Annotated in this window: 17 protein-coding genes and 1 riboswitch; of the genes, 9 read left to right on the top strand and 8 right to left on the bottom strand. The window is 70.6% G+C overall.

All coding sequences use genetic code 11. From position 1 onward, the window contains the following. Window positions 1-18: 18 nt before the first annotated feature. From ACWIBS_RS10180 to ACWIBS_RS10170, 3 genes are read left to right on the top strand one after another with little or no spacing between them, the layout of a single operon-like run. On the top strand, window positions 19-687 hold the full coding sequence (locus tag ACWIBS_RS10180; protein ID WP_376129171.1) for a TetR/AcrR family transcriptional regulator: 669 nt from the start codon (window positions 19-21) through the stop codon (window positions 685-687). Beyond that, the gene (locus ACWIBS_RS10175) at window positions 671-2,023 is read left to right on the top strand and encodes a serine hydrolase domain-containing protein (protein ID WP_376129169.1); all 1,353 of its coding nucleotides are present in this window, start codon (window positions 671-673) and stop codon (window positions 2,021-2,023) included. Before ACWIBS_RS10180 ends, ACWIBS_RS10175 begins: the two co-directional genes overlap by 17 nt. 31 nt (window positions 2,024-2,054) lie before the next feature. Next, entirely contained in the window at window positions 2,055-2,591 is a 537-nt protein-coding gene (locus ACWIBS_RS10170; protein ID WP_376129168.1) for a hypothetical protein, read from the top strand. A gap of 567 nt (window positions 2,592-3,158) precedes the next feature. Here ACWIBS_RS10170 and ACWIBS_RS10165 read toward each other — a convergent pair. Both ACWIBS_RS10165 and glyA read right to left on the bottom strand, forming a co-directional pair. Beyond that, window positions 3,159-4,040: a bifunctional methylenetetrahydrofolate dehydrogenase/methenyltetrahydrofolate cyclohydrolase gene (locus ACWIBS_RS10165; RefSeq protein ID WP_376129166.1), complete on the bottom strand. Its 882-nt coding sequence runs from the start codon at window positions 4,038-4,040 to the stop codon at window positions 3,159-3,161. A 158-nt stretch (window positions 4,041-4,198) separates the two neighbouring features. After that, window positions 4,199-5,473, bottom strand: coding sequence for a serine hydroxymethyltransferase (gene glyA, locus ACWIBS_RS10160; RefSeq protein ID WP_376129164.1), 1,275 nt, complete (start codon window positions 5,471-5,473; stop codon window positions 4,199-4,201). A gap of 43 nt (window positions 5,474-5,516) precedes the next feature. After that, window positions 5,517-5,601: riboswitch (ZMP/ZTP riboswitch) on the bottom strand. A 9-nt stretch (window positions 5,602-5,610) separates the two neighbouring features. Here glyA and ACWIBS_RS10155 point away from each other — a divergent pair. From ACWIBS_RS10155 to ACWIBS_RS10135, 5 genes are all read left to right on the top strand, one after another. After that, on the top strand, window positions 5,611-6,600 hold the full coding sequence (locus tag ACWIBS_RS10155; RefSeq protein ID WP_376129162.1) for an N-acetylglucosamine-6-phosphate deacetylase: 990 nt from the start codon (window positions 5,611-5,613) through the stop codon (window positions 6,598-6,600). 385 nt (window positions 6,601-6,985) lie between these two features. Beyond that, on the top strand, window positions 6,986-8,803 hold the full coding sequence (locus ACWIBS_RS10150) for a sigma-70 family RNA polymerase sigma factor (RefSeq protein WP_376129160.1): 1,818 nt from the start codon (window positions 6,986-6,988) through the stop codon (window positions 8,801-8,803). A gap of 46 nt (window positions 8,804-8,849) precedes the next feature. Beyond that, window positions 8,850-9,242, top strand: coding sequence for a YrdB family protein (locus ACWIBS_RS10145; protein WP_376129158.1), 393 nt, complete (start codon window positions 8,850-8,852; stop codon window positions 9,240-9,242). Further along, on the top strand, window positions 9,239-10,630 hold the full coding sequence (locus ACWIBS_RS10140) for an FAD-binding oxidoreductase (protein WP_376129157.1): 1,392 nt from the start codon (window positions 9,239-9,241) through the stop codon (window positions 10,628-10,630). Before ACWIBS_RS10145 ends, ACWIBS_RS10140 begins: the two co-directional genes overlap by 4 nt. A 117-nt stretch (window positions 10,631-10,747) precedes the next feature. Then, on the top strand, window positions 10,748-12,232 hold the full coding sequence (locus ACWIBS_RS10135; RefSeq protein ID WP_376129155.1) for a L,D-transpeptidase family protein: 1,485 nt from the start codon (window positions 10,748-10,750) through the stop codon (window positions 12,230-12,232). A 92-nt stretch (window positions 12,233-12,324) separates the two neighbouring features. Here ACWIBS_RS10135 and ACWIBS_RS10130 read toward each other — a convergent pair whose 3' ends face one another. Beyond that, window positions 12,325-14,541, bottom strand: a complete 2,217-nt coding sequence (locus ACWIBS_RS10130; protein ID WP_376129153.1) for an NADP-dependent isocitrate dehydrogenase — start codon at window positions 14,539-14,541, stop codon at window positions 12,325-12,327. Between the two features lie 163 nt (window positions 14,542-14,704). On the opposite strand from ACWIBS_RS10130, the gene ACWIBS_RS10125 reads away from it, so the two are divergent. Continuing rightward, window positions 14,705-15,163: a GNAT family N-acetyltransferase gene (locus tag ACWIBS_RS10125; protein ID WP_376129151.1), complete on the top strand. Its 459-nt coding sequence runs from the start codon at window positions 14,705-14,707 to the stop codon at window positions 15,161-15,163. A 176-nt stretch (window positions 15,164-15,339) separates the two neighbouring features. Here ACWIBS_RS10125 and ACWIBS_RS10120 read toward each other — a convergent pair whose 3' ends face one another. From ACWIBS_RS10120 to ACWIBS_RS10100, 5 genes are all read right to left on the bottom strand, one after another. Then, entirely contained in the window at window positions 15,340-17,733 is a 2,394-nt protein-coding gene (locus ACWIBS_RS10120) for a M64 family metallopeptidase (protein ID WP_376128756.1), read from the bottom strand. 203 nt (window positions 17,734-17,936) lie between these two features. Continuing rightward, window positions 17,937-19,748 carry an ABC transporter ATP-binding protein gene (locus tag ACWIBS_RS10115; RefSeq protein WP_376128757.1) on the bottom strand — a complete coding sequence of 604 codons (1,812 nt, stop codon included), beginning with the start codon at window positions 19,746-19,748 and terminating at the stop codon, window positions 17,937-17,939. Next, the gene (locus ACWIBS_RS10110) at window positions 19,745-21,601 is read right to left on the bottom strand and encodes an ABC transporter ATP-binding protein (RefSeq protein WP_376128759.1); all 1,857 of its coding nucleotides are present in this window, start codon (window positions 21,599-21,601) and stop codon (window positions 19,745-19,747) included. The genes ACWIBS_RS10115 and ACWIBS_RS10110 overlap by 4 nt, the downstream gene beginning before the upstream one ends. A 55-nt stretch (window positions 21,602-21,656) precedes the next feature. Next, the gene (locus tag ACWIBS_RS10105) at window positions 21,657-22,154 is read right to left on the bottom strand and encodes a methylated-DNA--[protein]-cysteine S-methyltransferase (protein ID WP_376128761.1); all 498 of its coding nucleotides are present in this window, start codon (window positions 22,152-22,154) and stop codon (window positions 21,657-21,659) included. Next, window positions 22,151-23,797, bottom strand: coding sequence for an Ada metal-binding domain-containing protein (locus ACWIBS_RS10100; protein ID WP_376128763.1), 1,647 nt, complete (start codon window positions 23,795-23,797; stop codon window positions 22,151-22,153). Before ACWIBS_RS10100 ends, ACWIBS_RS10105 begins: the two co-directional genes overlap by 4 nt. Between the last annotated feature and the right edge of the window lie 3 nt (window positions 23,798-23,800).

Raw genomic sequence — 23,800 nt, 5'->3', positions numbered from 1 at the left:
CTTGATCAAGACTTGATCATGTCGATACAGTCTGTATCGAGGAGGCAAACCTTGGCAAGAGATCCCCGCGATGTGACTCGCGCACGAATACTCGAAGCGGCACGGCGCCTGTTTCTGGCACGCGGGTTCACCCGTGTGGCCATAGAGGATGTCGCGGCGAAGGCCGGCTACACGCGAGGAGCGGTCTACTCGAACTTCGCGAACAAGGGCGAGCTCTTCCTCGCGCTCGTGGACGAGCGGTTCGACAGGCAGCAGGACCGCTCGTCTTTCGTCGCACCCGCCACCGCGACGGCCGCACAGCGCGTGGACCTGCTGGCGCGCTGGCTCGCGGCGGAAGCATCGCAGACGCGCGAATGGCTGTCGGCCGAGGTCGAGTTCACCGCCTTCGCGTCCACCGATCCGGCGCTCAGCGTCCGGGTGATGCAGGCCCAGCGGGCGGGTCGCAGCGCTCTGGCCGAGCTGCTTGCCGAGCAGTGTCGCCTGATCGGCGTGACGCCGCCCCTCGCGGCCGACGATCTCGCCGCCGTCGTCACGAGCCTCATCCGAGGACTCACGATCGAATACCTCGTCGACCTGCACACCGACGTCGGGGGCCTGCTGGCAGCGACACTGCGCCGACTGCTGGGGGTGCCCGACGATTCCCCTGCCCCACCGAGAAAGGACTCCCCCGATGACCATCGACCGTGACGCCTGGCAGGCCAGGCTCGACGATCTCGCCTCCCCCGATTCCTTGCCCGGCCTGTCGCTCGGCATCCTGAGCGACGGCGAGGTGCACACGTTCGCCTCCGGGGTGCTCAACCTCGCGACCGCCGTCGACGCGACGCCCGACTCGGTCTTCCAGATCGGCTCGGTCACGAAGGCGTACACGGCGACGCTGCTGCTGATGCTCGCCGACGACGGCCTGCTGGACCTCGACGCACCGCTCGTGTCGGTCATGCCCGAGCTCGCCTGGGGCGATGCCGCCGCGCGAGAAGCGGTGACCGCCCGACACCTGCTCACGCATACGAGCGGCATCGACGGCGATCACTTCCTCGACCTCGGACGCGGCGAAGACGTGCTCGAGCGCTACGTCGCCACCTGCGGCGAACTCGCCCAGGTCTTCGCGCCGGGCGCGGCCTGGTCGTACAGCAACACCGGGTTCGCGATCGCGGGCCGACTCATCGAGAGGGTGACCGGCCTCACGTACGACGAGGCACTCGCCCAACGACTGCTGCGCCCTCTGGGGATGACGCACTCGTGCACGCTGCCCGAAGAGGCGCTGCGGCATCGAGCGGCGTTCGGCCACGTTCCGGGTGCCGACGGCCTCGAGCTGGCTCCCCTGGTCGCGACACCGCGGACCATGGGCTCGGCCGGAGGCCTCGCTGCATCCGCGGCCGACGTGCTCGCGTTCGCGCGCCTCTACCTCGACGGCGGCACGGGACCGGGCGGCGGGCGGCTGTTGTCCGAGAGCGCTGTCGCGGCGGCGTTCGCGCCCGCGGTGCGCGTGCCGGACCCGTCGCTCGCCGACGACTGGGGGCTCGGGTTCATGCTGCGCACGTGGGACGGCACCCGGATCACTGGCCACGACGGTGGCACGGTCGGACAGGGCGCGTCGCTGCGGATCCTGCCCGACCACGGCACCGCCGTCGTCGTGCTCGGAAACGGTCCGGGCCTCGGCGCCGCGATGGAGTCGCTGACCGCCACGGCGATCGAGGAGATCTGCGGCATCCGCCCTCCGGCACCGCTCGAGCCGAGCACCGGCGCGGCTGATGTGAGCGAATGGGCAGGTGTCTACGAGCGGGTCAACATGCGCATCGCCGTGTCGGATGCCCCATCGGGCGCCCCCGCGGTGCAGATCGACATCGGCGGGCTCGCGGCGGAGAGCCTCGGGCGCGACAGCTTCTCGGGCACGATCCGGCAGGCGGCCGACGGCACCTTCCTGACCGACGCCCTCGGCGCCTTCATGCCTATCGTGCCGTTCTCGCTCTCCGACGGCACACGCTGCCTGCACTTCGCGGGACGCGCGCAGCCCGAGGTGCGCTGACAACGACGACTCGACATGCCACGCTGGGGCCATGAAGGCCTGGCTCGTGCGTTTCGTGTCGCTCTACGTGTTCAACGTCGTCGTGCTGCTCATCGTCGGCATGCTGCTGTCCTCGGTGCGCGTCGGGTGGGCGGCCCTGTGGGCGGGCGTCGTGCTGACGGCCGCGACGATCTGGCTCAAACCCCTCGTCGGTCGGATGTTCCGCGGCGCCGCGGCGAAGTCGGCCGGTCAGCGCACGCGGCTCGGCGAGAAGCTCGTGCAGTTCGGGCTCGTGTTCGTCGTCGAGCTCATCGTGTGGATCCTCGTCGTCGTCCTCTCGGGCGTCAACGTGTCGGGCTGGTTCTGGGGCTGGGTCATCCCGCCCCTCGCCCTGCTGCTCGCCTGGGTCATCTACGACGCCGTCGACGACAAGATCGAGGCGCGCGCGGGGGCTCTCTACGACCGTGCGACCGGGGGTCGGGTCCGGTCAGCGGACGCGACCCCCGAAACGCCCGCCTCGGCGGCAGGCCGCCGCGAACTGAACGACGGCCTCACCGACGAGCAGCGGAAGATGCTCGACGGGCTCTGAATCGCCGCGGCGCCGCGGGTGCGGCCACGGGGTGGCGGGATCCGCTGGTCTGCTCTCGCGTCGTGGGCGGCGGGTGGCGGCCACGGGGTGCGGCATCCGCTGGTCTGCTCTCGCGCCGTGGGCGGCGGGTGGCGGCATCCGCTCGTGTCGACCTCGGAGAACCGCGCCAAGCTCGGACCCGCAAGCCCGTCCAGCCCGAACCCCGCGCGAGCCTCCGAACCCCGCGCGAACCTCCGAACTTCGCGAAGCCCCCACCCGACTCCACATCCCAGCCCCGGAGAATCGCGCCGCGGGCGGCAGGTGGCGGCATCCGCTCGTGTCGACCTCGGAGAACCGCGCCAAGCTCGGACCCGCAAGCCCGTCCAGTCCGAACTCGACGCGAGCCTCCGAACCCCGCGCCAACCTCCGAACTTCGCGTGACGCGCGACGCCTGACGCGCACGGTTGCGCATCTCGACCTCGGAGGTCGGCGCGAAGCTCGGACTCGCGCGGCCATCCCATCCGGACTCCGCGCGAAAGTCCGAACTTCGCGCGAAGCTCCGAACTTCGCGACCCGCACGCCGCGCGGTCAGGCCAGGGAGCGTTCGGCGGCCTCGACGACGTTCGTCATGAGCAGGGCGACCGTCATGGGCCCCACGCCCCCGGGGTTGGGTGAGAGGTAGCCGGCGACCTCGGCGACATCGGGATGCACATCGCCGTGGACCGTGCTCTTGCCCGTCTCGGGGTCGGTCTCCCGCGTCACGCCGACATCGAGCACGGCGGCCCCGGGCCTGACGTGCTCGGGCCGCACGATGTGCTTGACCCCCGCTGCCGCGACGATGACGTCGGCCTCGCGCAGGTGGCGGTCGAGGTCGGTCGTGCCGGTGTGGGTCAGGGTCACGGTCGCGTTGATGTCCCGGCGCGTCAGCAGCAGGCCGATCGAACGGCCGATCGTGACGCCGCGTCCGACGACGACGACGTGCTTGCCGTTCAGGTCGTAGTCGTTGCGCAGCAGCAGCTCGATGACGCCGCGGGGCGTGCACGGCAGGGGGGTCGTGATGGGCTTGTTGACGTTCAAGACGAGGCGCCCGAGGTTGGTCGGGTGCAGTCCGTCGGCGTCCTTCGCGGGGTCGATCCGCTCCAGGATCGCGTCGGTGTCGATGTGCTTCGGCAGCGGCAGCTGCACGATGTAGCCGTGGCACGCGGCATCCGCATTGAGGTCGTCGATGACGGCTTCGACGTCGGCCTGCGACGCGTCGGCGGGAAGCTCGATCTGGATCGAGTTCATGCCGATCGCCTCGGACTGACGGTGCTTCATGCCCACGTAGAGCTGCGACGCGGGGTCGGCGCCGACGAGCACGGTCGCGATGCCGGGCACGACGCCGCGCTCGCGCAACGCGTCGACGCGGCCCCTCAGCTCGTCCTTGATCGCCGCCGCCGCGGCCTTCCCGTCGAGTGTGTTCGCGGTCACTTCTGCGTCTCCATCAGGTCGAATTCGGCTCGCCCGCTCCGAGGATCGCCTCGAACCGTACCTTTCGCGGCGAACCCGACGCCCTCGACGTCTGTCTCGACGGAAAGGGTACGGTTCGGCGAAAGGCGCGGCGCCGGGCGGCTCCGGGCGGCTCCGGGCTACTGCTGCAGGTCGGGGTAGAGCGGGAACGCGGCGGTGAGGGCGGCGACGCGGGCGCGCAGCGCCTCGGTGTCGGCGTCCGGCAGCAGCGCGAGCGCGATGATGTCGGCGACCTCGGTGAACTCCGCATCGCCGAACCCGCGCGTCGCGAGCGCGGGCGTGCCGATGCGCAGACCCGACGTCACCATCGGCGGACGCGGGTCGTTCGGGACGGCGTTGCGGTTCACCGTGATGTGGATGTCGTGGAGCAGGTCTTCGGCCTGCTTGCCGTCGATCGCGGCGTCGCGCAGGTCGACGAGGACGAGGTGCACGTCGGTGCCGTCCGAGCGCAGCGTGATGCCGGCATCGGCGACGTCCTGCTGCATGAGCCGGTCGGCGAGGATCGCGGCCCCGCGCAGCACGCGCTCCTGACGCTCGGCGAACTCGGGGGTGCGGGCGAGCTTGAACGCCGTCGCCTTCGCGGCGATGACGTGCATGAGCGGACCGCCCTGCTGACCGGGGAAGACCGCCGAGTTGATCTTCTTCGCGATGTCGGGGTCGTTCGTGAGGATGAAGCCCGAGCGCGGACCGCCGATCGTCTTGTGCACGGTCGACGAGACGACGTGCGCGTGCGGCACGGGGTTCGGGTGAAGGCCCGCCGCGACGAGCCCCGCGAAGTGCGCCATGTCGACCCACAGGAGCGCCCCGACCTCGTCGGCGATCGCGCGGAACGCGGCGAAGTCGAGCTGGCGGGGGTAGGCCGACCAGCCCGCGATGATGACCTTCGGCTTGTGCTCGAGGGCGAGGCGGCGCACCTCGTCCATGTCGACGACGGACGTCTCGGGGTCGACGCCGTACGCGACGATGTTGTAGAGCCGGCCCGAGAAGTTGATCTTCATCCCGTGCGTCAGATGACCGCCGTGATCGAGCGACAGCCCGAGCAGCGTGTCGCCGGGGCGCGCGATCGCGTGCAGCACGGCGGCGTTCGCCGACGCGCCCGAGTGCGGCTGGACGTTGGCGAACTCCGAGCCGAACAGCTCCTTCGCCCGCTGGATCGCGAGCTCTTCGGCGACGTCGACCTCTTCGCATCCGCCGTAGTAGCGCCGGCCGGGGTACCCCTCGGCGTACTTGTTGGTGAGCACTGACCCCTGCGACTGGAGCACCGAGACGGGAACGAAGTTCTCGGATGCGATCATCTCGAGGTACCCGCGCTGTCGCTCGAGTTCGCGCTCGAGCACCTGCGCGATCTCGGGATCGACCTCGGCGAGCGGGGCGTTGAAGAACTGGTCGGTCATGACGGTCTCCTTGACTGCGGCAATCGGAGGGTTCGAAAGGTCACACATCGGCCCAGGCGTGCGGTCGAATGCCGTCGTCAGCCGCTCCCCGGTGGTGACCCACCTCAACGCCAGTCGCGACGCTCCGAGCATAACGGATGCCGCCGCCCGGCTTCATCGATCTGCACACGCACGGCGGCGGGGGCGCCGCGCACGAGGACGGGCCCGACGCGATCCGTGCCGCACGCCGGTTCCATCTCGGCCACGGCACGACGCGCGCCGTCGTCTCGCTCGTGACGGCTCCGCTCGATCGGATCGCCGAGCGGGCGGCCGTCGTCGCCGACCTGACCGGCTCGGAGCCGACCGTGCTGGGTGCGCACCTCGAGGGGCCGTTCCTCGCCCCCGACCACAAGGGCGCGCACGACGGGGCGCAGCTGCGGCATCCCGATGCGGACTCGGTCGCGCGCCTGCTCGATGCGGGGCGCGGCACGGTGCGCCAGGTGACGCTCGCCCCCGAGCTGCCGGGCGGTCTCGACGCCGTGCGCGCCGTCGTCGCCGCGGGCGCCGTGGCCGCCGTCGGGCACACGGGCGCCGATCTCGATCGCACCGCAGCGGCCTTCGCCGCGGGGGCGACGCTCCTCACCCACGCCTTCAACGCGATGCCGGGCCTGCACCACCGCGCGCCCGGTCCGGTCGGCGCCGCGACCCTCGATCCCCGCGTGACCCTCGAGCTGGTCGTCGACGGCCTGCACGTGCATGCCGAGGTCGTGCGCATCGCGTTCGCCGCGGCGCCGGGGCGCATCGCTCTCGTGACGGACGCCATGGCGGCGGCAGGGCAGCCCGATGGGCGCTACGAGATCGGCTCTCTCGCCGTCGACGTCGTCGGCGGCGCGGCCCGGCTCACCCGCGGCGGAGCGATCGCGGGTTCGACGCTCACCCAGGATGCCGCCTTGCGGCGCACGGTCGCCGCGGGCGTGCGCCTCGGAGACGCCGTCGCGGCTCTCACCACGACACCCGCACGCGTGCTCGGCCGCGACGACCTCGGTGCGCTCGAACCCGACCGGCTCGCCGATGCCGTGCTGCTCACGGGCGACTTCGAGGTCCGTGGCGTGTGGCTCGGCGGCCAGCGCGTCGAGACCGAGGAATGAGGCGGCCGCTGCATCCCCATGTGCAGCGGCCGCGACTCCCCCTGGCGAGACATCCGGCGGACTCGGAACCCCTCCCCCGAGCGGTTCTCCGAGTCCGCCTCCGGCTGCTCCGGACGGTTCGCCCATCGCGCCGTGCCCGGCTCCTGCCCCCCGACGGGAGTGCGGGCAATGTCTCTCACACCATGAGACGGGGGTCATGCCGATCTATTACGCGGGTTCCGGGAAATTCTTCTCCGCACCCGTCAGAAGGCTCATCCGGCGGCCGGAGAACAGGAGACAAACGGCCGTAGGGCGAGCAGAATGGGAAAGTCGCGTGATGATTCCCGTCTTCGCGCGTCTCATGAGTGGAAGGTGCTCGACCTTCCCTCAGCCACGTGGAGTCCGCATGACGATGAACGACACGCCCGGCGCCACCGAGCTCGGCGACGCCGACCTCGTGCTGCGCGCACGCTCGGGCGATGCGTCCGCGTTCGGCGAGCTGTGGCGGCGCCACTACCGGTCCGGTGTGACGGTCGCGCGTTCGGTCTCGTCGTCGCTCGATGCCGACGACCTCGTGCAAGAGGCCTACACGCGGATCTATCAGTCGATCCAGAAGGGCGGCGGACCGACCGGCTCGTTCCGCGCCTACCTGTTCACGAGCATCCGCAACACGGCGGCCGGTTGGGGACGCGCCCGCAAGGACACCGCCGTCGACGTCCTCGACACGGTCGAGGATCCGGCGACGACCGAGCAGGCGACGGATGAGGCCCTCGATCGCGGGCTCACGCACCAGGCATTCCGGAGCCTGCCGACGCGCTGGCAGGAGGTGCTCTGGTACTCCGAGATCGAGGGCATGAAACCCGCCGAGATCGCGCCGCTGCTCGGGTTGAAGGCGACCGCCGTCGCACAGCTGACGTTCCGTGCGCGCGAAGGCCTGCGCGAAGCCTGGATCCAAGCTCACCTGCGCTCGGTCACCGACGGCTCCCCCTGCCAGTGGACGATCGAGCGTCTCGGCGCGTACGCCCGCAGCAATCTGGGGCGCCGCGACCACGGCAAGCTCGAGTCGCACCTGGCGGAGTGCACGCGCTGCACGATCGTCGCGAGCGAGGCGAAAGAGGTGGGCAGTCGCCTGGCGCTCGTCCTGCTGCCGCTCACGATCGGCACCGCGGGTGCGGCCGGATACCTCGCCTCGCTGCAGGGCGGCGGTGCACCTCTCGTCGCCCTCGCCGCCATGCCCTCCACCGTCGTCGAAGGAGCCGTGACGATCGGCGGCTCGGGTGCCGCGACCCTCGCCCCCGCGGGATCGGCCGCCGGCAGCGGCGGGGCGCAGTCCCTGCTCGTGCCCGTCGGGCCGGCGAGCTCGGCAGCTTCGCTCGGCGGCTCGGCGTCGACGACGGCGGCAGTGACCTCGGGTGGCGCGGCAGCGGGAGTCGCCGGCGCGACGGTCACGGGCGGCGCCCTGTCCGGCATCGGCGCGATCACGGGGATCGCCGCCGCGAGCCTGCTCGTCGCAGGGTCGGTCGTGACGGCAGCCGTCATCGTGCCCGCCCTCACCTCGTCGCCCGTCTCGGCGCAGAATGCGATCGTGGAGACCGTCGCCGAAGCACCCGTCGACACCGACGAGCCCCTCGTGATCTCCACGCCCGCCCCCACTCCGTCCGCGCCGCTCACCGAGCCGACACCGCCCGCCGCGACCGTGCCGTCGCCGGATCCGCGCGAGACGGCACCGCGTCCGAGCGCTCCGCCCGTCCCGGCTCCGACGCCGCCCGCCGCGGACCCCGCGACGCCCACGCCGACACCGGCGCCGGATCCCGACCCCACCCCGACCCCGGATCCCGAACCGACCCCGACGCCGGATCCCGAGCCCACGCCCGATCCCGATCCCACGCCCGATCCCGAGCCGACCGACCCGCCCGAGCCCGTCCTTCCCGAGGGAACACCCGCGATCGACGACGTCTCGACGTGGTTCGAGGGCACGCGTCTGACGATCGGGTTCGACGTCACAGGAGACCCGGGCACGCAGGTGCACGTCACCTACAGCGGTGCGGATCGCGGCATCCTGACCCTCGACGGGGCCGGCGCCGCGCCCATGATCCTCCGCCCGACGGTCCTCGACCTGCTCATCGGTGCACGGCTCCAGCTCCAGTACATCGCGGGAGATCAGACCGGCCTCGTGCAGTCGTACAACGTGCAGGATCTCGTGTCGCTCGGCGACGGGCTCTGACCCGGCGAAGACAGCGCGGAGGACACCCGAGCGTAGACTGGAGCCCATGGCCGAGACCCCGTACGTGACGCCTCAGACGCCCGCCGCACCGGCGGCCGGAATGCGCACCCCGCTCTCCGGAATCGACGTGCTCGCGTTCCTCTGCCAGATCCTCGCGTTCGGCTCGCTCGCGTTCTGGGGCTTCGTCGCGTGGCCCTTCCCGTGGAACATCGTCGCCGGCATCGGCGCCCCCGCCCTCGCGATCCTCGTCTGGGCGTTGTTCGTCTCACCGCGCGCCGTCTTCGCCGTGCATCCCTTCGTGCGCGCCGTCGTCGAACTGCTCGTCTATGTCGCCGCGACGATCGCCTGGTGGAGCATGGACATGGCCTGGGTCGGCCTCGCCTTCGGCGTCGTCGCCGTCACGGTGGGCGTCTTCGCGGGCCGGCGGCGCTTGGCGTGACCGACCGCGCCGGTGTGCTCGCGCAGTTGCGCGCGGTGCTCGGCGATCGAGTCGACACGACGGATGCCGCGCGCGAAGCCGCGCGCGCCGACAAGTCCGGCCACGTGGCATCCGGAACGCCCCTCGCGGTCGTCCACGCGCGCAGCGTCGACGATGTGCAGCAGACCATGCGGATCGCGAACGCGACGGGCACGCCCGTCGTGACGCGCGGGGCCGGCACGGGACTCGCGGGCGCCGCGAACACGGGCGACGGTGAGATCGCGCTGTCCGTGCGCGGCATGGGACGCATCCTCGAAGTGCGCCCCGACGACCTCGTCGCCGTCGTCGAGCCGGGCATCCTCAACGCCGACCTCAACGACGCCCTCGCCGTCGAGGGACTGTGGTGGGCACCGGATCCGGCGAGCCGCGCGATCTCGACGGTCGGCGGCAACATCGCCACCGGCGCGGGCGGGCTTCTCTGCGCGAAGTACGGCGTCGTGCGCGATGCGGTCCTCGGTGTCGACGTCGTCCTCGCCGATGGGCGCTTCCTGCGGCTCGGACGACGCACCGTCAAGGGCGTCACGGGCCTCGACCTGACCTCGCTCATGATCGGGTCCGAGGGCACGCTCGGCGTCATCGTCGGTGCGACGCTCAAGCTGCGCCGTCTCGTGCCCGGCGAGGTGCGCACGATCGCCGCGACCTTCCCCGACGTGCGCGCCGCCGCGACGGCGTCGTCCGCCGTGACGGCCGCGGGACTGCAGCCTTCGATCATGGAGCTGATGGATGCCGCATCCCTCGCCGCCGTCCACGCGCTGCTGGCCCTCGCCGCGCCGACCCCCGGCGCCGCGCAGCTGACGATCCAGACCGACGGACCCGCGAGCGGCGATGAAGCCGCCGCCATCGCCGACGTACTGCGCGCCGCGGGCGGAGCCGTCGTGGTCTCCCGCGACCCCGAAGAGGGCGAGCGGCTGCTCGCGATCCGCCGCTCGATGCACCCCGCCATGGAGACGCTGGGCACGACGCTCATCGAGGACATCGCGGTTCCGCGCAGCGCCATGCCGGCGATGTTCGACGAGATCGCCCGTGTCGAGCGCGAGCACGGCGTCTCGATCCCGACGGTCGCCCACGCGGGCGACGGCAACCTGCACCCGAACTTCGTGTTCGACGGCCGACCCGACGAACACGGCATCGTCGAAGCCCCGCCCTCTATCTGGGATGCCGCCGACGACCTGTTCCGCGCGGCTCTGCGGCTCGGGGGCACGCTGACCGGCGAACACGGGGTGGGGGTGCTCAAGCGCCGCTGGCTCGCCGACGAACTCGGCGATGACCAGTGGCAGCTGCAGCGCGAGATCGCCCGCGTGTTCGATCCGCACGGCATCCTCAACCCCGGAAAGGTGTTCGACAGCTGAGCCGTCCACGGGCGTTTACCGAAACGTTAACGTCGTGGCGATCGGACCGCGCCCCGCGCGCCTGACACGCTCGGATACGATAGGGGGATATATCCGTTCAAGCCGGGGGGTTTCTGCGTGACGGATCTCGCGATCAAGCCTGGAGCCGAAGAGCCGACCAGCGCCGACGGCACGTCCGTCGATCCAGCTGAGTCGACGACCGCGGCGATTCCGCGCGCCGATGCCTCCGACCAGCCCGAGTGGGCTCCGCGCGACCCCGCGCCCAAGAAGAAGCACACGGGCATCTGGATCGGCGCCGGAGCCGGCACCCTCGCGGTCGCCCTCGTCGCGACGTCGCTCGTGCTCATCGCCCCGGGCACCTCCGTCGCGGGTGTGCCCGTCGGACTGCTCACATCGGGCGCGGCGACGGATGCCATCAACGAACGACTGGCCGAGACCGACGTGGTCCTGACCGGGGCCGGCGGCGACGTCGCGGTCAACGCACTGGATCTGGGCGCCACGGTCGAGGCCCGCGCTCTCGCCGACACGGCGTTCGCGGCGAGCCCGATGTGGAACGTCACGCAGTGGTTCCCCGAACCGATCGAGGCGTCGATCAGCATCGACCCCGAGATCGCGACGGCTGCGCTGCGCGCTGCGGCACCCGACCTCTACGTCGACCCGGTCGACGCGACACTCGCCTATGACGCCGAGAGCGTCAGCTTCATCACGACTCCCGCCGTCGAGGGCACCGGCGTCGACCTCGTCGAGCTCGGCGCGAGCCTCAACGCCGCGTTCGCCGAGGGTGAGACGACGGTCGCATTCGACCCGGTCGCCGCCCCCGTCGTCGCCGGCACCCCGACGTTCGTCGCCGAATCCGCCGCCGTCAAGCTCAACGGCGTCCTCGACACGGCCGGCTTCTACATCGGCGACGAGCGCACCGTGCCGATCACCCGCGAGCAGGTCGCCTCATGGCTCACCGTGACTCCGGGGCCGCGCGGCACGTTCGAGGTCGGTGTCGACGAGGCCGCCATCCAGGCCGTCGTCGATACGCTCCCCGCCGCGGTCAACCGCGAGGCGGCGAACGCGACGGTCGTCACCGATTCGGGGGGCGGCGTGCTCAATGAGCTGGCCACGGGCGTCGTGGGCCGCGAACTGGGCGATACGTCCGGCATCGCGGCGGCGTACGCCGAGCAGCTCGCGGCCGGCGAAGCCGCATTCGCCCTGCCGGTCACCGAGGTGCCGTTCGCGACGACGACACTCGCCCGCAACGTCGTGGTCGATCTCGGCGATCTGCGCACCTACCTCTACGAGAACGGCAACCTCGTCAACTCGTATCCCATCTCGGCCGGCAAGTCCTCGACGCCGACGTTCACCGGGTCGTTCCGCATCAACTGGAAGCGCAATATCCAGGACATGGGATGCTTCCCCGGAGCGCCGTACTGCACCGAGAACGTTCCGTGGGTGGCGTACTTCAACGGCGACCAGGCGTTCCACGGCGCCTACTGGCACAACAGCTTCGGTGCCGCGCACATCAGCAGCGGCTGCGTGAACATGCCCGTCGGCGCTGCCAAGTTCCTCTTCGACTGGGCGCCCGTGGGCACCGAGGTGCAGGTCCGCGCCTGACCGCCCCCGCATACGCCCCTGCCACGCGGCATCCGGTGTGAACGACGAAGGCCCTGCCCGCTGAGCGGACAGGGCCTTCGTGATCGGGCGGGTCAGATCCCGTCGATGATCGCGTTGAGCGTCGCAGACGGCCGCATGATGGCGGTCACGAGCTCGGTGTCGGGGCGGTAGTAGCCGCCGATCTCGGCGGGCGCGCCCTGCACGGCGAGCAGCTCCGCGACGATATCGTCTTCGGCCGACGCGAGTGCGTCGGCGACGGGTGCGAAGGCCGCGGCGAGCTCAGGGTCCGCCTGCTGGTTCGCGAGCTCCTGTGCCCAGTACAGCGCGAGGTAGAAGTGGCTGCCCCGGTTGTCGGTCGTGCCGAGCGCACGGCCCGGCGACTTGTCGTTCTCGAGGAAGGTCCCCGTCGCGGCGTCGAGCGTATCGGCGAGGACCTGCGCCTTGACGTTGCCCGTCACGGTCGCGAGGTGCTCGAGCGAGGCCGCGAGAGCGAAGAACTCGCCCAGCGAATCCCAGCGCAGGTAGTTCTCGGCCAGCAGCTGCTGCACGTGCTTGGGCGCCGATCCGCCGGCACCGGTCTCGAAGAGGCCGCCGCCCGCGAGGAGCGGCACGATCGAGAGCATCTTGGCGCTCGTGCCGACCTCGAGGATCGGGAAGAGGTCCGTGAGGTAGTCGCGCAGCACGTTGCCGGTCACCGAGATGGTGTCCTCGCCCTTGCGCAGCCGGTCCAGCGAATACCGGGTCGCCTCGGCGGGCGCGAGGATCTCGATCGTGAGGCCCGTCGTGTCGTGATCGGCGAGGTAGGTCTTCACCTTCTCGATGAGCGCGGCGTCGTGTGCGCGGTTCTCATCGAGCCAGAACACGGCCGGCGAGCCGGTCGCCCGCGCGCGCGTGACGGCGAGCTTGACCCAGTCGCGGATCGCGATGTCCTTCGTCTGCGTCGCGCGCCAGATGTCGCCCGCCTCGACCTCGTGCGAGAGCAGCACCTCGCCGGTGCCGCTGAGCACCTGGACCACGCCGGGCGCCTCGATCTCGAACGTCTTGTCGTGGCTGCCGTACTCCTCGGCCGCCTGGGCCATGAGACCGACGTTGGGCACCGTGCCGATCGTCGCGGGGTCGAGCGGGCCGCGCGCGATGACGTCTTCGATGACGGTCTGGTAGACCCCCGCGTAGGACGAGTCGGGGATGACCGCGAGCGTGTCCGCTTCGCCGCCGTCGGCGCCCCACAGCTTTCCTCCGTTGCGCACGAGCGCCGGCATCGACGCGTCGACGATGACGTCGGAGGGCACGTGCAGGTTCGTGATGCCCTTGTCGGAGTTGACGTAGGACAGCCGCGGGCCGTTCTCGAGGTCGGCCTTGACGGCGGCGGCGATCTCCTCGCCGCGCTCGAGGGCCGGCAGACCCGCGAGGATCGCACCGAGGCCGTCGTTCGGGCTCAACCCCGCCTGGGCGAGCTCGGCACCGTAGCGCTCGAAGACGTCGTCGAAGTAGGCCTTCACGACGTGGCCGAAGATGATCGGGTCGCTGACCTTCATCATCGTGGCCTTCAGGTGCACCGAGTAGAGCACGTCGTCGGCCTTGGCCGTCTCGAGCGTCTCGGCGAGGAAGGCGTCGAGCGCCTTGGCCGACAGGAAGGTCGCGTCGACGATCTCGCCGGGGAGCACCTTCAGGCCGGTCTTGAGCGGGGTCACGCTGCCGTCGGCGGCGACGTGCTGGATCGACAGCACATCGTCGGCTTCGATGAGGACCGACGTCTCGTTCGCCTTGAAGTCGTCGTGGCCGAGCGTCGCGACGCGCGTCTTGGATCCCTCGGCGAACGGCTTGTTGCGGTGCGGGTGCTTGCGCGCGTAGTTCTTCACCGACAGCGGCGCACGACGGTCGCTGTTGCCCTCGCGAAGCACGGGGTTCACCGCCGAGCCCTTGATGCGGTCGTACCGCGCGCGGACGTCCTTCTCTTCGAGCGTCGTGGCCTCGTCGGGGTAATCCGGGACGTCGTAGCCCTGGGCCTGGAGCTCGGCGATCGCGGCCTTCAGCTGCGGGATGGACGCCGAGATGTTCGGGAGCTTGATGATGTTGGCCTCGGGCAGCGTCGCGAGGCCACCGAGCTCGGCCAGGGCGTCACCGACCTGCTGCTCGGGCGCGAGCGCCTGCGGGAACGCCGCCAGGACACGGCCTGCCAGAGAGATGTCGCGCGTTTCGACGTCGACGCCCGCCCGGCCGGTGACGGCCTTGACGATCGGCAGGAACGATGCCGTCGCGAGCGCCGGAGCCTCGTCGGTGTAGGTGTAGATGATGGTCGAATCTGTCACCGGTCACGTCTTTCGTTCAGTCGGGATTCAGGTCTTCAGTCAAGATTCCAGGCTACCTCAAACCATCGAGATATCTCGATATCAAGATAATCTGCGCCGTCTTCGCACGGATGTGACGACGGATGCGTGACCCGCGACCGAGAATGCGGTTAGCCTGTCGTCTATGGGTGATCTGCGATTGGTCGAACTGTCAGCGGCGACGATCGTCGCCGTCAACAACATGTCCCTCAAGCCCGGCCAGGAGCAGTTCCTCGCGCCGGTGAGCTACGGGATCGCAGCGACCGTCGTGAATCCGCAGACGACGTGGCAGCGCGTCGTCCTCGACGGCGACGACGACGAGGTCGTCGGCTTCGTCAGCGCGAGCTTCGACCCCGAGGCGCCCATCGAGCACTTCCAGTCGATCCTGTGGCGCATCAACGTCGACGCCGATGACCAGGGCCGCGGCGTCGGCCGGTTCGCCGTCGAGCAGCTCCTCGAAGAGGCGCGCTCCCGCGGCATGGGCCGCGTCACGGTGATCTACGAAGCCGGCGAGGGCGGCCCCGAGGCGTTCTTCCGCCGCGTCGGCTTCACGCCCGTGGGCGAGACGGAGTACGGCGAGGTCATCGCCGAATTCGGCCTCTAGACCCGGCATCCCCCACTTCGCGAGACGGTCGTCGTCCGCGATCCTTTCGAGGACCCTTTCGGATGCCGGCACCCGGCCGCATCCGCCCGCCTCGGCGTGCCCCGATGTCCGCGCATACAAGACGAGGACGGGCCCCGGAGCATGTGCTCCGGGGCCCGTCCGTTGGGGGGATCCGCTCAGATGAGCGTGAGCGTCAGCACACCGGCGTAGGTGCCGGCACGCGTCGACCCGGGGACGCCGAGGGTGAGGTCGGCGCCACAGACGAACGCACCTGCGCTGTTGCCCGCGGGCGACTCGCAGAGCGTGGAGGGAACGCCGATGCCCGAACCGGGGACGGCGACGTTTCCGGGCGTGACCTTGCTCGACTGGCCGGGGGCCTGCGGCAGGTCGCCTTCGACGGCCTCCGCGCGCGGCGCCCAGCCGAGGTTCTCCGCCACGATGAGGCCGGAGCCGCTCGTGAAGTCCGACACCTCGCCGGTCAGGTCCCAGCCCGCAGCGGTACCGCGCGAGTCGCGGACCGCGACGTCGTGCAGAGCACCGGTCGCCGTCTGGTCCGCACCGTTCAGCGCGACACCGTCGAGCACGACGGGCTCGTCGCTCGCGATCGCGAGCGACAGGGCGCCGCCGGTGACCTCGGTCGTGATGACCTGACGGTTGTCGGCGTCATCGCCACCGAGAACCGTGACGGTGAACGCCTTCACGGGGCCGATGTTGCCCGACGCGTCGGTCGCGCGGTACTCGACACGGTGCGTGCCGTAGCCCGGCTCGGTCTCCTGGAACGGCGAGTGCGACATGCCGGCCGAACCGAGGCTGCCGTAGATGAGGTCGTCGACGTTCGTGCCGGTGGGCGTGAAGACGAACGGGTCCTCGGGGTTGGTCGGCGAACCGTAGTAGTTGTGCCAGCCGTCGCCGTTCAGGCGGAACTCCGAGATGAGCGCACCCTCGCGGTCGTCGGTCGCGACGAGCTTCATCCCGAACGACTCGTTCACGATGTAGTGCGGCTCGCCGTTGGCGCCGGTCGTGGTCGAGATCGGAGCCGTCACGGTCGCCTCGACCGTCGGGCCCGATGCGTCGACGTCCCACTCCTGCACGACGCGTCCGGCACCGGAGTTGCCCGGGTCGGAGACGGTCGCCGAGACCTCGTGCGCACCGCTCAGGTTGAGCGCGCCCAGGTCGAACGTGTTCTTGCCGGCGGGCGTCGCGACGACCTCGCCGTCGACGCGCCACGTGATGTCGAACGCGCGGTCGGTGCGGTGCGTCGTGTTGACGTACAGGATGTCGTCCGCACCGGCGGGCTTGAACGTCGGGAACGCCTCGGTGATGCCGGGGCGGACCGTGCCGCCGTTGGCGGTGCCCGAGCCCACGGTCCAGGTGCGCGTCTGCGTCATCGACGACTTGGCGCGGATCGCGGGGTCGCGGATGAACTCGGTGTTGTCGACGACGGTCGCCGTCACGGTGTCGCCGGCCTTCACGCCGAGCTTGCCGAGGTCGAGCGTGCGCAGGTTCGCGGGGTTGTCGACCGCTTCGCCGTTGACCGCCCAGGTGACGTCGTTCTCGTGGTAGACCGGGTGGGACGTCTCGACATACAGCACCTGGTTGGGCGCGACGGCGGCGTCGGTGGAGGTGGACGCGGGCACGAGCGGCGCGCGGCCGGCGACCTTCTCGGTCATGATCTCGCGGCTGACCTGGTCCATCTGGTAGCCCAGCGACTTCATCATCGAGTGCTGGCTGGGACGGTAGATGCCCGTCGAGTAGTACATGCCGCCCTCGTAGACGTCGATGATGCCACCCGACTCGCTCTCCTCGCCGAGCCAGCGCCACCACTTCGTCTTCTGCTCGGCCATCTGCTCGGCCGTCTGGAGCGTGTGGTGCGCCGAGCTCGGCTCGCGGCCGGTGTAGTCACCGGTCGTGATGCCGCGCGTGTAGTAGTCGTACTCGTCCTGCAGACCACCGAGCGAGTGGGCGATCTCGTGGGGCGAGATGAGCGCCGACAGCGGGTTCCCACCGCTGGCCGTCGCGTAGGCGCCGCCCGCGCCGCCGTAGGTGTCGCTGTTGGCGAGCGCGAGGATCTGGTCGACCTTCGGCGCCTGCGCGGCGTACCGCTGCGCCGCCGAGTTGTTCATCGTGATGAGGCGCTCGACGCTCGAGGCGCGGCATCCGCCCCAGAACGACATGCCGAGCGGCGTGTTGCGGCGCGGGGCGTCGAGGGTGCGGTCGCAGCTGATGCCCGACTCGCCCGAGACGATGCCGATCGCGTAGACGTTGAAGTGGTTGCGGTAGCTCTTGAAGGGCTCGATGCTCCACATCGTCTCGAGGTGCACCTCGACCTCGTCGTAGAACTTCTGCTGCTCGTCGGCGGTGTAGCCGTCACCCATGATCACCAGCGAGAAGCGCTCTGCATCATCACCGGTGATCTGCATGGGCACGACGGTCGATGAGCCCACCTCGGACTCGGCCGCCAGGGCGACGGCGGGGGGCGCGAGGGCCACGAGGGACGCCGCCAGGGTCGATGCGGTGAGCATCGCCCCCCAGCGCCGCCTCGGAGCGACCGCAGTTCGGGTACTGGTCATGGTCTCCACTTTCGGCTCGAATGGGCTGTGACCCGCACGCGCCATGGCATGACACCTTCGTCGGAGCGGTCGACTCACGGGTGAGAGCCTAGGGAGCAGGTCCAGCCGAATCACGGTGCGCGCGTCTCGCGTCTGACAGCACCCGCGCGACGTTTGTCGGATGCCGAGGTTCACGCGCGACGGCCGGGTCGCGGCATCCGCTCTCAGACGAGGGATTCGCGCCACGCGGCGTGCAGCTGCGCGAACTTGCCCGTGCCCGCGATGAGGTCATCGGGGGTGCCGTCTTCGATGATGCGGCCGTGCTCCATGACGAGCACGCGGTCGGCGATCGCGACGGTCGACAAGCGGTGCGCGATGATGATCGCGGTGCGATCGGCGAGGAGCGTCTGCAGGGCGTCCTGGATCATCCGCTCCGAGGGGATGTCGAGCGACGCGGTGGCCTCGTCGAGGATCAGCACGGCGGGGTCGGCGAGGAACGCGCGGGCGAACGAGATGAGCTGGCGCTGTCCGGCCGACACCCGTCCCCCGCGCTTGTTGACGTCGGTCGCATAGCCGTCGGGCAGCTTCTCGATGAAGGCGTCCGCGCCGACCGCGCGGGCCGCCGCCCGGATCTCGTCGAGCGTCGCGTCGGGCTTTCCGAGTGCGATGTTGTCGGCGACGGTGCCGCTGAAGAGGTACGCCTCCTGCGTGACCATGACGATCGCCCGGCGCAGGTCCTTCGGATGCAGCGAGCGCAGGTCCACCCCGTCGAGCGTGACGCGTCCGCGCGTCGGATCGTAGAACCGCGAGACGAGCTTGGCGAGCGTGGACTTGCCCGCGCCCGTCGTGCCGACCAGGGCGACCGTCTGCCCGCCCGGGATGTCGAGCGAGAAGCCGGGGAGGATGGTGCGCTCACCGGAATACCCGAACACGACGTCGTCGAACCGCACGTGGCCGCGCGACTCCCACAGGTCGACCGGCTGCGTCGGGTCGGGGACCGTCGGCTCCTCTTCGAGCACGCCGGAGACCTTCTCGAGGGCCGCCGTGGCCGACTGGTAGGAGTTGAGGAAGAACGCCACCTCCTGCAGCGGCGCGAAGAAGTTGCGCACGTACAGCACGGCTGCCAGCAGCGTGCCGACGAGGAGGGTGCCGTCGACGATGCGGAACCCGCCCCACGCGACGACGACGGCGAGCGTGACGGATGCCACCGCCATGAGCGCCGGCTCGAAGGTGCCGAAGAGGCGGATCGAGCGCATGTTGATCTCGCGATAGTCGCCGGACAGCTCGCCGAACTCGTCGTCGTTGCGCACCTCTTTGCGGAACGCCTTGACGGCGCGGATGCCGGTCATCGTCTCGACGAACTTCACGATGACCTTCGCGCTGATGACGCGCGACTGGCGATAGACCCGCTGCGAGCGCAGGTAGAACCAGCGCATCAGGAGATACAGCGGAATGCCCATGACGACCAGGATCAGCCCGGACTGCCAGTCCCAGATGAGCAGCATGACGAGTGTGAAGGCACCGTACAGGATGCCCGAGACGAGCTCGTTGAGCCCGCCGTCGAGCAGTTCGCGGATCGTGTCGAGGTCGCTCGTCTGCCGGGAGATGATGCGGCCCGACGTGTACGACTCGTGGAACTCGAGGCTGAGCTTCTGCGTGTGCAGGAAAATCCGCTTGCGCAGATCCAGCATGATCGCCTGCGTCAGCCGTGCCGTCACGACGACGTACCAGCCGATGAGCGCCGCACCGCCGATCGCGGTGACGAGGTACACGAGCACGACGAGGACCGTCGGCATCCAGTCCATCCGGTCGACGGCGGCGGGCAGGGCGCTGTCGACCCCGACCGCGATGAGGGCGGGACCCGCGACGCGCAGCGCGGTCGAGATGACCAGCACGACCGCCGCGAGCACGAGCTGTCCGCGCACGGGCAGCACGAGCGAACCGAGCAGGCGCAGCGAGCGGCGGCGCACAGCGCGGCTCTCTTCGCGCGTGTAATCGGAGCGGTCTTCGCCGCTCGTTCCGACGACGGTGCTCACGCGTTCGCCTCCGGTTCCTGGCCCGAGCCGTACGGTTCGAACCTGAGCTCGCGCAGCTGCGTCTGTTCGTCTTCGAGGCTCGAGATGACGTGGCGGTAATGGTCGTTCGCACGCAGCAGGTCGGAGTGGGTCCCGACGGCGGTGATGCGGCCCGCCTCGAGCAGGGCGACCCGGTCGGCGAGCATGACGGTCGAGGGGCGGTGCGCGACCACGAGAGTCGTCGTGTCGTGCATGATCTCGCGCAGCGCGTCTTCGACGAGCGCCTCGGTGTCGACATCGAGCGCCGAGAGGGGATCGTCCAGAACCAGCACGGCGGGCCGTGCCGCGACGGCACGCGCGAGCGCGAGTCGCTGGCGCTGCCCGCCCGAGAGGGACAGCCCCTCTTCGCCGACGACCGTGTCGACGCCGTCGGGAAGGTCCTCGACGAAGCCGGCCTGCGCCACCCCGAGCGCTTCGCGCAGGACGCGCTCGGCCTCGGGCGACCCGGGTGCGAGGTCTTCGCGTCCGAGCAGCACGTTGTCGCGCACCGACTGCGAGAACAGCGTCGCGTCTTCGAAGGCCATGCCGATGCTCCGCCGCAGGTCGACCAGGCTGAGGTCGCGCACGTCGATCCCGTCGAGGGTCACGCGCCCCGCCGTCACGTCATACAGGCGCGCGGGCAGGGTCGTGAGGGTCGTCTTGCCTGACCCCGTGAGCCCGACGAGGGCCATCGTCTCGCCGGGGCGCAGCACGAGATCGATGCCGTCGAGCAGGTCGCGCTCGTGGGCTGCGGCATCCTGATACCGGAAGTGCGCACCCTCGAAGGCGAGCTCGCCCCGCGGCTCGGCGATCGCGACGGGCGCAGCCGGATCGACGATCGGATTCGGCTCGTCGAACACCTCGAAGATGCGATCGGTGGCGGTGCGCGCGTCGAGCAGGAACGAGAAGAGGAAGCCGACGGACTCCATCGGCCAGCGCAGCACGGTCGCCATCGCGAAGAACGCGAAGAGCTCGGCGACCTGCAGCTCGCCGAGCTGCGTCAGGTAGATGCCCGCCCCCAGGCACAGGGCGAACGCGATATCGGGCAGCAGCACGAGCCAGAACCAGATCCAGCCGACGGACCGCGCCTTGCTCATCTCGGTCTCGCGCAGGCTCTCGGCCTGCCGCGTGAATTTCACGAGCGCGTGCTTTCCCCGGCCGAAGGCCTTCAGCACGCGGATGCCGTGCACGCTCTCTTCGACCGAGGTCGCGAGATCTCCGGCCTGGTCTTGGCTCTGCCGCGTGAGCGTGCCGTAGGTCTTCTCGAACCGGTACCCGGCATACCAGAGCGGGGCCGAGCAGACGATGAAGATGACGCCGAGGATCCAGTGCCAGCGGAACAGCAGCACGATGCCCACGACGATCGTGATGGCGTTGACGACGAGCAGCACGAGGCCGAACGCGAGCCAGCGTCGCAGCATGCTGATGTCCTGCATCATGCGGCTCAGCAGCTGGCCGGACTGCCAGCGGTCGTGGAACGAGACCGGCAGACGCTGCAGACGCTCGTAGAAGCCCGTGCGCAGGTCGTACTCGACCTGCGTCGCGGGCGCCAGCACGAACCAGCGTCGCGCCCAGACCATGAGGGCTTCGAACAGACCGAGCGCGAGGATGGCCGCGGCACCCCAGATGATCTGGGTGATGTCACCTGTCGAGATGGGACCCTCGACGACGACCTCGAGCACGAGCGGGATCGCGAGGGCCAGCAGGCTCGCGATGAGCGCGCTGACGGCGCCCAGCACGAGGCGAGGGAGCACGGGCCGGGCGAACGGCACGAGCCGCGCGAGCGCCTTCGCGGTGGACAGGTCCGACCGTCGGGGATCAGCGGTGATGGTCATGTTCCTCAGGGGTGGTGCCGCGAACGAGACAGCCCACCAGCTTAGAACGGGGTGTTCACTGCTGCAAGCTCGCTTCGCGGTCGAGCAGCGCCCGCTTGACGTCGACGCCCCACGCGAACCCGCCCATGGCGCCGCCCGTGCGCAGCACGCGGTGACAGGGCACGAACAGCGCCGGTGCGTTTCGGGCGCAGATGGATGCCGCGGCGCGGACGGCGCCTGCAGAGCCGAGCACGCGGGCGAATTCCGCGTAGGTGAGCGGACGACCGGGCGCGATGGCGCGCAGCGCCTTCCATCCCGCCTGCTGCATCGGCGTGCCGTGCTGCCGCACCTCGACGGTGTCCACGGCGGCGAGGTCGCCGTCGTAGTAGGCGACGACGGCTTCCCCCGCCGCTGTGCGGCCCGTGCCGAACGACGCGGGGCGGGCGGACGGGCGCAGTCGGTCGAGGATCTGCGCGGACACGGCCGTCCATCCGGAGGCGAGCACCCGGCCGTCGTCGTCGGCGAGCAGCGTGAAGGGGCCGTCGGGGGTCTCCAGGGTCTGCATCGTCGTCATGAGCGGGGTCCTTCCGTGCGATGTGCAGGATCGGGTGTGACGGATGTCGTCTCGATCGGCCCTGTCGCCCTGTTCCGGCTCGTGCGTCCTGCAGATCGCACGGGGCGGGGTGGAACAGCACGCCACAGGTGCGCCGTGAGGTAGCTGCGCCACGGCGCGGCGCGGGCGGCCCAGGCCGTGAGCGCCGGCGCATCGGAGGGGAGGCCGGTCGCGGCGGCGCCCGCTCGCACGGCGACGTCGCCCGGCAGGAAGACGTCGGGGTCGCCGAGCACCCTCATGCGCACGTAGTCGGCGGTCCACGGCCCGATGCCCGGCATGGCGAGCAGCGCGGCGCGCTGTTCGCCGGCGTCGTCACCCGCCGTGAGTGTGAGCGATCCGTCGGCGAGGGCGGCCGCCGCGGTCGTCACGGCCCGGATGCGCGACGCCGGTCCGCGCAGCACATCGGCCCCGTGCTCGGCGATCGCGGCCATCGTGGGGAACAGACGCGTCGCCGGCCCGACGCCGTCGATCGGGTCGCCGATCTCGGCGGTCAGCCGCGACAGCACGGTACGGGCCGCGGCGACCGAGATCTGCTGGCCGATCATGGCGCGCACGAGCATCTCGTGCGGGTCGGCGGCACCGGGCACGCGGATGCCGGGAAGACCCGCGACCAGCGATGACAGTTCCGGATGCCGCGCGAGCGCCTCGTCGACGGCGACCGGGTCGGCGTCGAGGTCGAACAGCCGACGCGCGCGGGCCACGAGCGACGGCAGATCGGACAGCTGCGTCAGCCGCGCGCGCAGCCGCACACGCCCCGCACCGTCGATGTCCAGCTCGAACCACGCCGGCCCGCCCGCGAGGCGCACCGCGCGGCCGAACGACGTCGCCGTCGCCACCTCGACGCCGTCGACGGCACGGGCGGCCATCCAGGAGAAGAGCCCCGGCGCGTCGAGTTCCCCGCGGTGCGGCAGCACGAGCTCGATGACCCCGAGCACGTCCGAAGCGGAACCCTCGTCCGTCCCCATCCCCTCGGGCCGCGCCCCCGCTCCCTGAGCTCGTCCCCGCGCTCCCTGAGCTTGTCCCACCGCTCCCTGAGCTTGTCGAAGGGAGCGCCGCCGCGCACGCAGAGCGAGCGGCGGCATCCCGAACACTTCGCGGATCGTGTCGTTGAACTGCCGCACGCTCGCAAAGCCCGCGGAGAGGGCGACATCGGATGCCGGCATATCGGTGCCGACGAGGAGCATCCGCGCCGTCTGCGCGCGATGCGCGCGACTGAGGGCGAGGGGTCCGGCGCCGAGCTCGGCCGCCAGGAGCCGGGTCAGGTGGCGCGGCGAATAGCCGAGCCGATGCGCGAGGCCCGGCACGCCCTCGCGTTCCACGACGCCGTCGGCGATGAGCCGCATCGCGCGGCCCGCAACGTCGCCGCGCAGATCCCATCGCGGCGAGCCCGGCGCCGCCTCGGGAAGGCACCGCTTGCACGCCCGATATCCCGCTTCGTGCGCGGCCGCGCTGGTCGGGTAGAACGTCACGTTCTCGGGTTTCGGTGTGCGCGCGGGACAGCTCGGCCGGCAGTAGATCCCGGTCGAGCGCACGGCCGTGACGAACTGGCCGTCGAACCGCGCATCGCGCGAATCGATCGCGCGATACCGTTCGTCGAACGTCATGGC

This window comes from Microbacterium sp. NPDC055442 (assembly GCF_053644215.1).
This window is presented reverse-complemented; position numbering and strand designations above follow the sequence as displayed.